Origin of the sequence: Terrabacter sp. C0L_2, from assembly GCF_036352015.1 — a bacterium.
Taxonomy (GTDB): Bacteria; Actinomycetota; Actinomycetes; order Actinomycetales; family Dermatophilaceae; genus Terrabacter; species Terrabacter tumescens.
The window spans coordinates 3,363,105-3,376,837 of the sequence record NZ_CP143557.1 but is presented as its reverse complement, the minus strand read 5'-3'; the positions used below and the strand labels follow the sequence as shown (position 1 = coordinate 3,376,837).

At 73.1% G+C, this 13,733-nt stretch carries 13 protein-coding genes; 5 read left to right on the top strand and 8 right to left on the bottom strand.

The features are described 5' to 3' along the window. Nucleotides 1-67: 67 nt before the first annotated feature. Together U5C87_RS15450 and U5C87_RS15445 are read right to left on the bottom strand one after the other, a co-directional pair. Nucleotides 68-1,351 (bottom strand): HRDC domain-containing protein, encoded by a 1,284-nt coding sequence (locus tag U5C87_RS15450; RefSeq protein ID WP_330473405.1) that lies wholly within the window; start codon nt 1,349-1,351, stop codon nt 68-70. Continuing rightward, on the bottom strand, nt 1,348-1,932 hold the full coding sequence (locus U5C87_RS15445; RefSeq protein ID WP_030146214.1) for a DUF3000 domain-containing protein: 585 nt from the start codon (nt 1,930-1,932) through the stop codon (nt 1,348-1,350). Before U5C87_RS15445 ends, U5C87_RS15450 begins: the two co-directional genes overlap by 4 nt. 95 nt (nt 1,933-2,027) lie before the next feature. On the opposite strand from U5C87_RS15445, the gene hemE reads away from it, so the two are divergent. Both hemE and murJ read left to right on the top strand, forming a co-directional pair. After that, nucleotides 2,028-3,080 (top strand): uroporphyrinogen decarboxylase, encoded by a 1,053-nt coding sequence (gene hemE / locus U5C87_RS15440; RefSeq protein WP_330473404.1) that lies wholly within the window; start codon nt 2,028-2,030, stop codon nt 3,078-3,080. 53 nt (nt 3,081-3,133) lie between these two features. Next, nucleotides 3,134-4,762, top strand: coding sequence for a murein biosynthesis integral membrane protein MurJ (gene murJ, locus U5C87_RS15435; RefSeq protein ID WP_330473403.1), 1,629 nt, complete (start codon nt 3,134-3,136; stop codon nt 4,760-4,762). A gap of 38 nt (nt 4,763-4,800) precedes the next feature. Here the strand turns inward: murJ and U5C87_RS15430 are convergent, their stop codons facing one another. Both U5C87_RS15430 and U5C87_RS15425 read right to left on the bottom strand, forming a co-directional pair. Further along, nucleotides 4,801-5,991 (bottom strand): DUF4349 domain-containing protein, encoded by a 1,191-nt coding sequence (locus U5C87_RS15430; RefSeq protein WP_330473402.1) that lies wholly within the window; start codon nt 5,989-5,991, stop codon nt 4,801-4,803. A 129-nt stretch (nt 5,992-6,120) separates the two neighbouring features. After that, complete coding sequence (locus U5C87_RS15425) at nt 6,121-6,813, bottom strand: DedA family protein (protein WP_330473401.1); 693 nt, start codon at nt 6,811-6,813, stop codon at nt 6,121-6,123. A gap of 68 nt (nt 6,814-6,881) precedes the next feature. Between U5C87_RS15425 and hemG the strand changes: the two genes are divergently transcribed. Together hemG and hemQ are read left to right on the top strand one after the other, a co-directional pair. Beyond that, entirely contained in the window at nt 6,882-8,264 is a 1,383-nt protein-coding gene (gene hemG, locus U5C87_RS15420) for a protoporphyrinogen oxidase (RefSeq protein WP_330473400.1), read from the top strand. A gap of 42 nt (nt 8,265-8,306) precedes the next feature. Continuing rightward, nucleotides 8,307-9,008 carry a hydrogen peroxide-dependent heme synthase gene (gene hemQ / locus U5C87_RS15415; RefSeq protein ID WP_030146208.1) on the top strand — a complete coding sequence of 234 codons (702 nt, stop codon included), beginning with the start codon at nt 8,307-8,309 and terminating at the stop codon, nt 9,006-9,008. Nucleotides 9,009-9,050: 42 nt separating this feature from the next. Here the strand turns inward: hemQ and U5C87_RS15410 are convergent, their stop codons facing one another. The 3 genes from U5C87_RS15410 to U5C87_RS15400 form a co-directional block, all read right to left on the bottom strand. Continuing rightward, on the bottom strand, nt 9,051-9,440 hold the full coding sequence (locus tag U5C87_RS15410; RefSeq protein ID WP_330473399.1) for a DUF1707 domain-containing protein: 390 nt from the start codon (nt 9,438-9,440) through the stop codon (nt 9,051-9,053). A gap of 75 nt (nt 9,441-9,515) precedes the next feature. Next, complete coding sequence (gene msrB, locus U5C87_RS15405) at nt 9,516-9,959, bottom strand: peptide-methionine (R)-S-oxide reductase MsrB (RefSeq protein ID WP_330473398.1); 444 nt, start codon at nt 9,957-9,959, stop codon at nt 9,516-9,518. 186 nt (nt 9,960-10,145) lie between these two features. Next, nucleotides 10,146-11,465, bottom strand: a complete 1,320-nt coding sequence (locus tag U5C87_RS15400; protein WP_330473397.1) for a VWA domain-containing protein — start codon at nt 11,463-11,465, stop codon at nt 10,146-10,148. A gap of 332 nt (nt 11,466-11,797) precedes the next feature. Between U5C87_RS15400 and U5C87_RS15395 the strand changes: the two genes are divergently transcribed. Next, the gene (locus U5C87_RS15395) at nt 11,798-13,012 is read left to right on the top strand and encodes an alpha/beta hydrolase family protein (protein WP_330473396.1); all 1,215 of its coding nucleotides are present in this window, start codon (nt 11,798-11,800) and stop codon (nt 13,010-13,012) included. Here U5C87_RS15395 and U5C87_RS15390 read toward each other — a convergent pair. Continuing rightward, nucleotides 12,975-13,727, bottom strand: a complete 753-nt coding sequence (locus U5C87_RS15390; RefSeq protein ID WP_330473395.1) for a dihydrofolate reductase family protein — start codon at nt 13,725-13,727, stop codon at nt 12,975-12,977. The two genes, U5C87_RS15395 and U5C87_RS15390, sit on opposite strands and share 38 nt — an antisense overlap. Nucleotides 13,728-13,733 lie beyond the last annotated feature (6 nt).

Here is a 13,733-nt window from a genome sequence, read left to right as displayed (position 1 = left end):
CGAGCATCGACGCCGGCGCGGTCCAGGGACCGCTGCGACACCGCGGCTCGACGACCGGTCGGCCGGCTCAGGCCGGGGGATTCTCGGTGCAGGCGAGCGAGATCAACGGCGCGGTGATCGTCGTCTGCCAGCGGCGGGCACCGAGGGCCATCAGGGCGTCGGCGACCTCGGCGGTCGTCGGGGCTGCCGGCCCCTCCCAGAGGAAGCGGCGGAGCAGGTCGGGCGTCAGGAGGTTCTCGACCGGGACGGCCAGCTCCTCGGAGACGGCACCGAGCAGCTCGCGGGCCCGGGCGAGGCGTGCGGCGGCCACGGGGTCGCGGTCGGCCCACGCCTTGGGCGGCGGCGGGCCGCTCGGCGGCAGCGACAGGACGGGCAGGTCGTCCTCGGGCAGGGCGAGGGCCTGCCCCACGACCTCGATGATCGCCTCCTGGTGGCGCCGGATCGACCGCGCGAGCCGAGGCTCGGCGGAGCCCACGGTGCGCGGCGCCTTGGTGGCCCGTTGGTTGGCGATGGCGATCTCGCTGATCGCCGCGTCGGGAAGGACCCGCCCCGGCGAGGTGTCGCGCTGCTGCGCCACGGCGTCGCGCCAGAGCCACAGCTCGCGCACGATGGCGAGGCCACGGCGGCCTCGCACCTTGTGCATTCCGGACGTGCGCCGCCACGGGTCGACGCGGGGCTCGGGGCCGGTGAAGTCGAGCAGGTGCTCGAACTCCTCGGTCGCCCAGGCGATCTTGCCCTGCGACGCCAGCTCGGCGGCCACCGCGTCACGCAGGTCGACGAGCACCTCGACGTCGAGCGCGGCATACCGAAGCCACGGCTCGGGCAGGGGACGCACCGACCAGTCGACGGCGGAGTGCTCCTTGGCGAGCTGCAGCCCGAGGTAGTGCTCGACCATGGCGCCGAGCCCGACGCGGGGCAGCCCGGCCAGGCGCCCGCCGAGCTCGGTGTCGAAGAGCGACTGGGGCCGCAGGCCCACCTCGGCGAGGCAGGGGAGGTCCTGGGTCGCCGCGTGCAGGATCCACTCGGCGTCGCCGATGGCCTCGCCGACGGGGGAGAGGTCGGGACAGGCGATGGGGTCGATGAGCCAGGACCCGGAGCCCTCCCGGCGGATCTGGACGAGGTAGGCGCGCTGGCCGTAGCGGTAGCCGGACGCGCGCTCGGCGTCGATGCCGACGGGGCCGGTGCCCGCGCCGATGGCCTCGGCGGCGCGCATGAGCGTGCGCTCGTCGACGACGACGTCGGGCACGCCGTCGCGCGGGTGCGTCAGCGGGACGAGATCTGGGACGAGGTCTGGTGCGAGGTCGGCGTCGGCGGCGTCGTCGTCGGTGGGCTCGTTCGGCTCTGCCGTCACCGTCGCTGCCCCGGTAGGGGGACGACGCCGTCGGGCAGGGGCGGGATGCCGGCGATGGTGCACAGCATGTCGGCCCAGGCGCGGAGGTGGTCGGCGGCGTCGCCGCCCACCGGCGTCCACGAGGCGCGGATCTCCATCTCGACGCTCGCCTCGCGGTCGGCGAGCCCGGCGAAGCTCTCGCTGACGACCCGGGTGACGGTGCCGGCCTCGGCCGTCCAGCCGAGGCCCCGGTTGGTCAGGGAGTCGGTGAGCCAGGACCAGCCGACGGCGCCCAGCATCGGGTCGCCCGCCAGCTCCGGCTCGAGCTCGGCCCGGGCGAACGTGACGATGCGCCACTGGCCGTCCCACGTGTCGGGGGCGGCGGGGTCGTGCAGCACGACGAACCGGCCGGTGGCCAGGTCGTCGTCGGGGTCCGCGATGTCGATGACGTCGGCGGTCAGGGCTGCGGCGTACGGGGCGATGCGCGTGGGCGCAGGCACCTCCGTCAGGCGCACCTCCGAGCGCAGACGGACGTCTCGCAGGGCGCTGAGCGTCCTGGCGAAGACCGCGCCGTGGTTGCCCGGCAACGTTCGCGTGTGCACCAGATGAGGGTATGCCGGAGTCGGGCGATCTGTCCTCAGGGCGCGCCGGACGCGCGTGGCGCGGCCCCACCCGGCCGCCGTGGCAGGATTGTCCGGTGCCGACCACAGCCCCGCCAGCCACCCGCCAGAGCGACCTCGTCCGCGCTGCGCGCCGCGAGTCGGTCACCCGGACGCCCGTGTGGTTCATGCGGCAGGCGGGCCGTTCCCTGCCGGAGTACCGCGCCGTACGCGAGGGCATCCCGATGCTCGAGTCGTGCATGCGCCCCGAGCTCGTCACCGAGATCACGCTGCAGCCCGTGCGGCGCCACGGCGTCGACGCGGCCATCTTCTTCAGCGACATCGTCGTGCCGCTCAAGGCGATCGGTGTCGACCTCGACATCGTCCCGGGGGTGGGCCCGGTCGTGGCCCGCCCGATCCGCACGGCCGCCGACCTCGACCAGCTCGTCCCCCTGACGCCCGAGCACGTGCCCTTCGTCACCGAGGCCGTGCAGCAGCTCGTGCGCGAGCTCGGCGACATCCCGCTCATCGGTTTCGCGGGTGCGCCGTTCACGCTGGCCTCCTATCTCGTCGAGGGTGGTCCCTCGAAGAACCACGAGAAGACCAAGGCCCTCATGCACGGCGACCCGGAGCTGTGGGACGCCCTGTGCGCCAGGCTCGCCCAGATCTCCGGCGAGTTCCTGCGCGTGCAGGCACAGGCCGGTGCGAGCGCCGTCCAGCTCTTCGACTCGTGGGCCGGTGCCCTGTCCCGGGCCGACTACGCCGCGCGCGCCATGCCGCACTCCGCGGTCGCGCTCGCCGCCGTCGCGGACCTCGACGTCCCGCGCATCCACTTCGGCGTCGGCACGGGCGAGCTCCTCTCGCTCATGGGCGAGGCCGGCGCCGAGGTCGTGGGGGTCGACTACCGCGTGTCGCTGACCGACGCCGTGGCGAGACTCGGGCCGTCGTATGCCGTGCAGGGCAACCTCGACCCCGCCCTGCTGTTCGCGCCGTGGGACGCCCTCGAGCGCCGCGTGCGCGAGATCGTCGAGGAGGGCCGGCACGCGCCGGGCCACATCTTCAACCTCGGCCACGGCGTGCTGCCCAACGTGGACCCGGACGTGCTCACGCGCGTGACCGCGCTCGTCCACGAGTGCTCGAGCCGCCGATGACCACAGCGGCTCCGTCAGTCGCTCGCTCCAGCCTCACCATGCTCGGTGGGTCTGTGGCCTCGCGCATCCTCGGTGTGGTGCGCAACGGGCTCATCACCGCCATCATCGGTGCGCAGCTGGCCGGCGACGCCTTCTCCCTGGCCAACACCCTCCCCAACGTCCTCTACGTCCTCGCGGCGGGCGGCATCCTCAACGCGGTGCTCATCCCGTCGCTCGCGCGCGCCATGAAGCTCGAGGACGGTGGGCAGGAGTTCACCGACCGCGTCATCACCGTGGCCCTCGCCGGCATGGCGCTCATCACCGTCGTCGTCATGGCGGGCGCCGGAGGCTTCGTGTGGCTGCTGGCCGGCAAGTCCTCGCCGGACTTCAAGGACCTCGCGCTCGCCTTCTCGCTCATCTGCCTGCCCCAGATCTTCTTCTACGGCCTCTTCGCTCTGCTCGGCCAGATCCTCAACGCGCGTGGCCGCTTCGGCGCGTTCGCGTGGGCGCCCTTCATCGCCAACGTCGTCGCCGTGGCGGGCCTCGTGCTCTTCCTCGTCATCTTCGGACGGGGCGACCAGGACGGGCACGGGGGCCACCGCGGTCCCCGTGCGCCCTCGGAGTGGACCGGCCCGATGATCTGGCTCTTCGCCGGCTCGGCCACCCTGTCCGTCGTCGTGCAGGCGCTATCGCTCGTGCCCGCCCTGCGCCGCACCGGCTTCCACTACCGGCCTCGGTGGGGCCTGCGCGGTGTGGGCCTCGGCGGCGTCAGCAGGCTGGCCCTCTGGGCCTTCGGCGGCCTCGCGGTGTCACAGGTGGGCTTCTTCATCAGCCAGGGCGTGCTCAACAACGCCACGGCCCAGGCCAACGAGCTCGGGCTGGAGGGCGCGGCTCGCGGGCCGATGGCCTACAGCATCGCCTTCACGCTGTTCATGCTGCCGCACGCCTTCATCACCGTGTCGATCATCACGGCGCTCTTCCCACGCTTCTCGGCGGCTGCTGCATCCGGCGACAAGGACAGCCTGCGCCGCGACTTCCGGACCGGTCTCGTCATGCCGCTCGTGGCCAACGTGCCGATCATGGTGGCGGTCATCGTGCTCGCCAACCCCATCGTCGCGCTGCTCAACCCGGGCATCGACCCGAGGTCGGTCGAGGTCTCGGCGAGCGTGCTCATCATCATGATCCTCGGCCTCGTGCCGTTCGGTCTCGACCTGCTCTGCTACCGCATGTTCTTCGCGCTCGAGGACGGCAAGCCGACCGTCGTCATGCAGGTCCTGCTCACGGGCATCAGCGCTCTCGCCGGTGTCGTCACCCTCTTCATCAACCCGGTCTGGGCCATCGGCATCATGGCTATGGGCCAGACGGTGGGCAACGTCGTCAGCTCAGGCGTCGGGCTCTTCCTGCTGCGCCGCCGCACCGGGCCGCTGGGGCTGTCGGGCGGTCTCATCACCCTGTCGCGCGTCGGCATCGCGTCCCTCGTCGCCGGGCTCGTCGCTTGGGGCGTCACGCTCGTGCTGCACCCCATCACCGGCGCGGCCATCGACAGCTCGGCGTCGGCACTCAAGCGGATGTTCGCCAGCGCGCTGGAGATCGGCCTCGTCGGTCTCGTCTTCGGCGTCATCTACGTCGGCATCGCGCACGCGCTCCACGTGCGCGAGGTCCGTCAGGTCGCCGACCTGCTGCGCCAGCGGCTCGGTCGCTGACCGAGCCGCCGACCACGTCGCCTAGGCGTCCCTGACCTTCAGTCGCCTGACGACGCTCCGGTCCCGGAGGGTGCAGCGGTCGCCGCGGCCGGGGCAGGGTCCGTCGCCCCGGCCGGCCCGGCAGCCGGGCCAGCGGCCGTCGGGAACGAGGCGGACGGCATACGCACGCTGTGGCGACGCCACATCCGCAGGGCCAGCAGGCCCAGCGGGACGAGGAGGACGAGCCAGGGCAGCAGCGCGGCGAGCCCGGTGAGGATGACCGTCACCGACCCGAGCAGGCTGTCCCACGCCGTGCGCAGCCCGCCGGAGATGCCGTCGTCGACGGGCACCGGGGACGTCGCGTCGGTCCAGAGGGTCACGGTGACATCGCTCATCGTCGTCATCGCGTCGAGCTTGGCCAGGCGCTGCTCGAGCGAGTCCAGGTCGGCCTGGCGGCGGCTCAGCTCGCTCTCGAGCGTGATGACCTGCTGGAGGTCGGTCGTCTTGGCCAGCAGAGCCCGCACCCGCTCGATCCCGTCGCGCATGGGCTGGATCCGGGACTTCGTGTCGATGTAGGTGTCGGTGACGTCCTGCGACTGCGACGAGCGGTAGCTGACGGTCCCGATCGCGGACAGCCGGGTGAGCACGTCGTCGAGCGCCTTGGCCGGGACGCTGAGCACGAGGCGGGCCTCGTCGACCCCGATGCTCGGCACGGACGCTCCCGACTCGAACCGGGGGTCCACGCCGTTCGAGCCCACCGGGCCACCTGTCGGGTCGGCGGACGTGACGACGTTCTCCGAGGTCACCTGGCCGCCGGCGTCGGTGGCGATGACGCGCACGCGCCCGGCCGACCCCGCCAGGTCGGCGACCTTGATGCCGAGCCACGCGGAGCGCGCGATCTTGGACTCGATCACCGCGACCGAGCCCCCGAGCCCGGTGCCCGGTGCGGCGCCGCTGTCGGCGGCGGGGGCCTTCGCGCCGGCGTTGGCATCGGTCTGCGGGCCGACGCCCGATCCCACCACGCCGTTGCCGGTGGCGCCGTTGCGCGCGGCCTCGCCGGACGCCGCACCTGCTGAGGACGTCGAGGCCGCGGACGACTCGGACGATGAGCTGTGGACGGCCCTGAGGCCGAGGGGGATCGACAGCCCGACCACCGCGACGACGAGGGCGAGGACGATGAGGAGCCGGCGCCGCGCCGGGGGGCGGGACGCGAGGCGCGGCAGCTGTGGCAGGTGGGACGCAGCAGTCATGGCAGACCTTCCGACGGGTCGCCTCCCGCGCCGGACCGGCTGGTGCTGCTGGCGCGCGGTGTGCGTGGCGACGTGCTTGTCTCCAGAGACACGCGGGCCGACCGGAACGTTGCGACGGCCCCGGCGGGTTCAGTGCCGTTCGCGCGCCGCGTGCTCGCCGGTCGCCTGCTCGCTGCCCGCCCGCCCGCGACGGAGGCGCCGCACCACGAGCCAGCCGAGCAGGCCCACCACGGCGACCCGGACGACCCAGTCCAGGACCGACGAGTACTGGTCGACGAGCTCGTACCGCGACCCGAGCACCCAGCCGAGCCCGATGAGCAGCCCGTTCCACAGGGCGCTCCCGGCGACCGTGAAGACGGAGAACCGCACGAGCGGCATGCGGACGGCGCCGGCGGGCAGCGAGACGAGGCTGCGCACGCCCGGCACGAGCCGGCCGAAGAAGATCGAGCGCCGCCCGTGGTCGGTGAACCACTCCGTCGCACGCTCGAAGTCGCGCCGGTCGACGAGGGGGAGCCGCGCGCACACGTCGATGGCCCGCTCCTGCCCGAGCCGGGCCGCCAGCAGGTAGAGCGTGAGGGCCCCGACGTAGGAGCCGATCGTGCTCGTCACGAGCAGCAGCGTCAGGCCCAGGCCGCCCTGGCGGGCGATGAAGCCCGCGAGCGGGAGCACGACCTCGCTGGGGATGGGCGGCACTACCGTCTCCAGGAAGGTCAGCGCGCCGACGCCCCACTCGCCGAGGGACTGGATGACGCGGTACGCGATGCCGACGAGCCCGGAGAGCTCCGCGGGAGGCTGGGTCTCGAGGAGCGCGGGGGTGCCCATGTGACCCAGCCTCTCCCATGGGCAGGGGCTCGACCAAACCGCTCGGGCCGGGGTGGGAGAGTGGCGCCATGGTCAGGACGGTCGCAGTCATCGGCGGGGGCATCAGCGGGCTCTCGGCCGCCTGGGAGCTCATCAGCCACGACGCGGACGTGTCGGTGACGGTCCTCGAGGGCTCGGACCGGCTCGGGGGCAAGCTGCGGCTCGAGGACGTCGGCGGCCACCGCATCGACGTCGGCGCCGAGTCGGTCCTGGCCCGCAGGCCGGAGGCGCTGACCCTCTTCGAGCAGCTCGGCGTCGCAGGACTCGTGACCCACCCCGGGCCCGCCGGCGCGGGGATCGTCTCGAGGGGCAGGCGGTGGCCGATGCCGCGCGGCACCCTCATGGGGGTGCCCTCGGACCCCGAGTCGGTGCGAGGGCTGCTCACCGACGAGGAGGTGGAGCGGCTCGCCCACGAGGTCGTGGCCGGCCCCGTGCCCGGCGACGTCTCAGTAGGGGACCTCGTCGACTCCCGGCTCGGCGCCGCCGTGACCGACCGTCTGGTCGAGCCGCTGCTGGCCGGAGTCTACGCGGGACATGCCCGTGAGATCTCCGCGGAGCAGGCCGTGCCGGCGCTCGCCGCCGCCGCGCACGAGGGACGTCCTCTGCTCGAGGTGGCGCGGTCCGCGGCCGAGGCTGCCGCGAGCGGGCCGCTCGCGGGCCGGCCCGTCTTCGCCACGCTCGAGGGCGGCCTCGGGACGCTGCCCGAGGTGCTCGAGCGTGAGCTCCTCGCGGCCGGCGTCCGGATCCGGAAGGGCGCCATGGCACGCGGGCTACGCCGCGACGGGGAGGGCTGGGTCGTCTCGACCGGACCGACGACCGAGGTGGTCGACGAACGTTTCGACGCGGTCGTCGTGGCCGTGCCGGCCGCACCCGCCTCCCGCCTGCTCCGCGACGTCGCACCAGCCGCCGCCGCGGCGCTCGCGGGCGTCGAGTACGCGTCCATGGCCATCGTGACGTTCGCCCTCGAGGGACCGTCCCCGGCGGTCCTCGACGGGAGCGGCTTCCTCGTGCCTCCCACCGAGGCGCTGACGATCAAGGCGTCCACCTTCAGCTCGGTCAAGTGGCCCTGGCTGGTCGCCGCCCACCCCGACCGCACGTTCCTGCGGGCCTCGGTGGGGCGCCACCGTGAGGAGTCGACCCTCCAGCGATCCGACGACGAGCTCGTCACCGTGGCACTCGACGACCTGCGCACCGTGCTCGGTCATGGCATGCCCGATCCCGTGGCCACGCACGTGCAGCGCTGGGGCGGAGGACTGCCGCAGTATGCCGTGGGGCACCGTGCCCGACTGGCGCCGACCCGCGCTCTGCCACCGGCGCTCGCGCTGTGCGGGGCGGCCTACGACGGGGTCGGGATCCCGGCGTGCATCGCTTCCGGACGCGCGGCCTCCCGGGCCGTCCTGGGCGGCGACTGACCCGCTGCTCGGCGCCCTCGGCCCGCGAGGGATGATGGGGGCATGAGCGAGCGCCTGACCCCGACCCAGATGCGAGAGATCAACGACACCATCCGCTACTGCATGTGGTCGGTGTTCAGCAGCGTCACCCCCCTCGGCGACGACCGGGCCAAGGTGCTGGCCGAGCTCGAGACCTTCCTGGCCGACCTCGCCGAGGAGGGCGTCGTGGTGCGCGGCCTCTACGACGTCGCCGGCCTGCGCGGCGACGCCGACTTCATGGTCTGGTGGCACGCCGAGACCATCGAGCAGCTGCAGTCCGCCTACCACCGCCTCCTGCGCACCGAGCTCGGCCAGCACCTCGAACCGGTCTGGAGCAACGCTGCCCTGCACCGTCCGGCGGAGTTCAACAAGAGCCACATCCCGGCGTTCATGGCCGACGAGGTCGCGCGCAAGTACATCTGCGTCTACCCCTTCGTCCGCTCCTACGAGTGGTACCTCCTCGAGGACGGCGAGCGCCGCGACATGCTGCGCGAGCACGGCCAGATGGCCCGGGACTTCCCGGACGTGCGGGCCAACACCATCGCCTCGTTCGCGCTGGGCGACTACGAGTGGCTGCTGGCCTTCGAGGCCGATGAGCTGCACCGCATCGTGGACCTCATGCGCGAGCTGCGTGCGTCGCGGGCCCGTCGGCACGTGCGTGAGGAGATCCCGTTCTTCACCGGGCCGAAGGTCGAGCCGGCCGAGCTCGTCGCCAACCTGCGCTGACCCCCGGGGACGCCCGGGGCGCCGGCGACGTCGGCGCACCCGTCAGTCGTCGAGGTTCTTGGCGATCACGGCCAGTGCCGGGATGAGCAGGAACCACCACCAGCGCCCGGTCCAGAGGAAGAGCGCGACGGCGATGAAGGGCGACAGCCCGACGAGCGCCCGGGCGGTCCTGCCCCGCGCAGACACCGGGGGAGCGGACTGCACGACGCCCGCGGACGGGCCGGACAGCGCGGCCTTGTCAGGGTGCGGCCGCGGCTCGGGCAGGTCGACGAAGAGCTCGGTGAGGTCGCGGCGGACGACGGCATCGGTGGCACGGCCGCGACGGTCCTCGTAGTCGTTCGCGTCGAGCCGTCCGGCCGCGTGGTGCTCCGCCAGCGCGGCGAGCGCCTGCTCGCGCTCGGCGCTGCCGACCCTGATGTCCCCGTCGTCCATGTCCCAAAGTTAGCCCGAGGGCGGCGTGACGAGTCACGCCGCCCTCGGGCTCAGGTGGGCTGTCCGCCCTGGCGCTCAGGCCTGCTGTCCCGAGTCGTCCGGCTCGAGACGGAGCGAGATCGAGTTGATGCAGTAGCGCTGGTCGGTCGGGGTGTCGTAGCCCTCGCCCTCGAAGACGTGACCGAGGTGCGACCCGCAGTTGGCGCAGCGCACCTCGACGCGCTTCATCCCGAAGGTGCGGTCCTCGATGTACTCGACCGTGTCGCCGGCGAGGGGCGAGTAGAAGGACGGCCAACCGCAGTGCGACTCGAACTTCGTGTCGCTGCGGAACAGCTCGGTGCCGCAGGCGCGACAGGAGTAGACGCCCTTGGTCTTCGTGTCGGTGTACTCGCCGCGGAACGCCGGCTCGGTCCCGGCCTGTCGGAGCACCTTGTACTCCGCGGGCGTCAGGACGGCGCGCCACTCCTCGTCGGTGCGCTGGACGGCATACGGCTTGTCGGAGGTGTCGTGGTGGCTCATGTCCTGACCAACGCCACGTCGCCCGTGTTTGTGCCCGGCAGGGGTGCGCTGCGGTCTTACGTCGCCACGTGGGTGCTCCTGCATGCGACGGACACGTCGTGCACGGCCACGAGGGGCCCCGGAGACCCGGGACCCCTCGTGCCGGTCAGGCTCGCGTTGAGCCTTCCGGGGTGACTCTCGCGTGCGTCACTTCTTGTTGGGCGGGACCGTGCACGTCGCCGTCGCGGCGTTGCCTGCGGCGTCCGTGGCGGTCACGAGCAGGTCACCGCGCACCGTGACGTGCCAGTCGACCATGCCCGAGAACGGCACGGATGACGGCGTCGCACCGGGTGCCTGCGTCAGCTTGATGTAGGTGCCCGGGGCATAGGGGCCGAAGCTCGCGCCCGTCGCGGTGTCCGACACCGTCACCATCGTGCCCGGCAGGTTGTCCGCAGCCACGAGCTGGTAGAAGCCGGCCTTCTTGTAGCCGGGAGGCGTCACGCCGTCGGGGTTGACCCCCGGACCGCACGAGACGGTCGGCGGCGTCACGTCGTTGACCTTGATGGTGACGGTCTGGACGAACTCCGGGCCGGCCTCTGCGCCGTTGACGAGGAACGTCGTCGTGCACGTCAGGGTCGCGCCCTGGGTCGCGCCCGGAGCGACGGTGATCGCCTCGTCGAGCACGACGGCCTCGCCGCTCGTCACCGTCTGGGGGAGCGCGGGCGAGAACGCGATCGACAGACCCGCGTCGCACGAGACGTCGGCCGTGACCTCGGCGGGCAGGTTGCTGAGCCCGGCGAGGATCGCGTCGGCGACGCCGGCCTCGGCGACGCTCGGGAAGAACTGGCCTCCCGTGGCGCCGGTGATGGCCGTCGCCTGGCCGCCGTTGTCCAGTCCGTTGCCGGCGCCCGAGTCGACGTTGATGGCGATGACCTTGGCCGAGACGCCCTGGAGCGAGGCGATCGCGTCGGCGAGGGTGTGGCCCTCGCTGGGGTCGTGGCCGTTGGAGTCACCGAACCAGGCGACGGCCCGCGTGGACCCCGACCGGAACGCGACCTGGTCGCCCCCCGACCCGATCTGCCACAGCGCGTTGAGCTGGGCCTCGGGGGTGTCGCCACCGTTGCAGAGCACGATGCTGTTGACGGCGTTCACGGCGTCGGTCTTGCTCGAGGTCAGCTGCTGCACGAGGCTGAAGGGCGTCTCGCCCGTGTCGCAGTAGGCGACGACGGCGAACTCGGCGTCGGGCTGGGCGGCCTGGACCGCGTCGATGACGCCGCCCATCTTGGCCTTGACGTCGTCGATGGCCCCGCCCATGCTGCCGGTCCGGTCGACGACGAGGACGATGTCGGGCTTGGGCGGGATCTCAGGGGTCGTGACGGTCTTGGTGACGTGGACGGTGGCGCCCGGGTCGGCCGAGGAGTCGTAGGTGGCCGGGCTGACGCCGGCCCCCAGGGCGATGCCCGGTGTGGCGACGAGCGCCCCGGCTGCCGCGATGCTGAGCACGCTGCGGCGCATGGCGTTGAACACGGTGGTCCCCTTTCGTGGGAACGAGACGGTGAGAAGCGGTGCGCGGATGCCCCTCGCACCCCGAGACAGCCCGTGGCCGTGACCCCCGAAACGGGCCCACCGGGCTGTGACCGGCCCGTCGACCGCCCGGACCGGGGAACGGTCGAGGGTTCGGCTGCCGCCGCTCGTGATGCCCCCGAGGCTCCCGAAGGACGGAGCGTCGTGCTGTCCGATTTGATACACATGCCGCCCGCCGTCTTCGTGGTCGTCTTCGTGGCGGTCTTCGTGGTCCGTGCCCCGGCGCGCCCGGCCCCTTGCGGCGGCGGCGGCGGGTCCTTTGCGACGATGAGCCCGTGCAGGTGCGCCGTCTCGTCTCGCGTCCGGTGCTCGTGGCGGCGGCTGCGGGCACCGGGTCCGTGCTGGGCGCCGCCGGGGGCTCGGTCGCCGCGGCGGCGTACTTCGCCCGCAAGGTGATCACGCCCGACGAGCTCCAGCCCGACGACGTCGAGATCCTGCGACACGACGGCGAGAGCGTCACCTTCGCCGTGACGCCCGACACGGTCGTGCCCGGCCGCTACGGCGTGTGGCTCGACGGGGGAGCGGGCCACGCCCGGGTGGGCGCCATCGTCTCCTCCGACACCACGTCGGTGACCCGTCGGCTCCTGTCCGTCGACCGGGGGCTCCTCGAGGTGGGGCCGGCCCGCTGGAACCAGTACTACTTCTGGGACCGGCCGTCGGTCAGCCTCGGCCTGCCCGACGAGGATGTCAGCATCCTGTCCGACGTGGGGCCCCTGCCGGGATGGCTCGTGCGTCCCGAGGGCGGCCGCACCGGCGCCGACTGGGCCGTCCTCGTGCACGGCCGCGGCGCGCGCAAGGAGGAGACGCTGCGTGCCGTCCCCGTCCTGCGCGAGGCCGGGTGGACGAGCCTCGTCGCGGCCTACCGCAACGACCGCGACGCACCCCGGGGGCCGGACGGCCGCTACAACCTCGGGCTGTCGGAGTGGCGCGACGTCGAGGCGGCCATGGGGTATGCCGTGTCGCACGGCGCGCGGCGCATCCTGCTTGTCGGGTGGTCCATGGGTGGGGCGATCGTGCTCCAGGCGCTCGACCACTCGCCGCTCTCGAGCCACGTCGTCGGAGTGGCACTCGACTCGCCCGTCGTCGACTGGGGTGTCGTGCTGCGCCACCACGGCCGCCTGCACGGGATGCCCGGTCCGCTCGTGCGGATGGCCACCGGCCTGCTGGGATCGCGTCGTAGCCGCCGCCTCGTCGGCGTGCGTGAGCCCATCGACGTGGCGCGCACCGACTGGGTCGCACGCGCCGACGAGCTGAGCCATCCCGTGCTCGTCATCGCCTCGGACGGGGACGACTTCGTGCCGATCGGCCCGGCGGTCGGCCTCGCCGGCCGGCGCCCGGACCTCGTGCGCCTCGAGCGCTGGGACACCGCCCGCCACTGCCGCGAGTGGAACTACGACCCCGAGCGGTGGGAGCGCGTGCTGCGCGAGTTCGTCGAGAACCGCCCGGCTGGCTTCAGCCCACCTGGCGGCGGACGAACCAGCGGCCCATGAGGGTGCCGTCGTGCTCGACGAGCAGCCGCAGGTCGAGGTCGGTGGGCGTGGCGTCCGCTCCGACCGGACGGGGGTGCTCGCCCCCGACGACCTGGGGTGTGACAGTGAAGCACAGCTCGTCGAGCAGTCCGGCCGCGAGGAACGAGCCGAGCAGGCTCGGGCCGCCCTCGGTGAGGACGTGGCTCCAGCCCCGATCGTGAAGTGCCCCAACGAGGCTCGGCACGTCCAGCTCCTCGTCGCCGCAGACGAGGACGTGGTCCTCGCCCAGGTCGCGTCGGGCCCGTGCGAGACCCGGGGCAGCGGCCGGGACCGCCAGCAGGACCCGACCGTCGTGGCACCCGCTCAGGGTCGGCGGCACCTCGCCCCGGTTGCTGACCGCCACGAGGGGGAGCTGGTCCGGCAGGCCGCGCTGCCGCCGGTGCTCGACGAGTGGGCCATCCACGGACAGAGGCGAATAGCCCTCGGCGCGAATGGTGCCCGCACCGACCACGACGACGTGGCTGAGCGCGCGCAGCACCTCGAACACCACGTGGTCCGCGTCGTTGTTGATCGACCCCGAGCGTCCGTCGGCGCCGGTCGCCGCGCCGTCGAGCGAGCTGACCATGTTGCAGCGCACCCACGGACCCGACGGGACGGCATACGCCGTCAGGAGCTCCGCGGTGTCGAGGTCGGTCAGGGCGGGAAGGCCGGAACGGCCCGGGACGAGCAGACGCATGCGCCC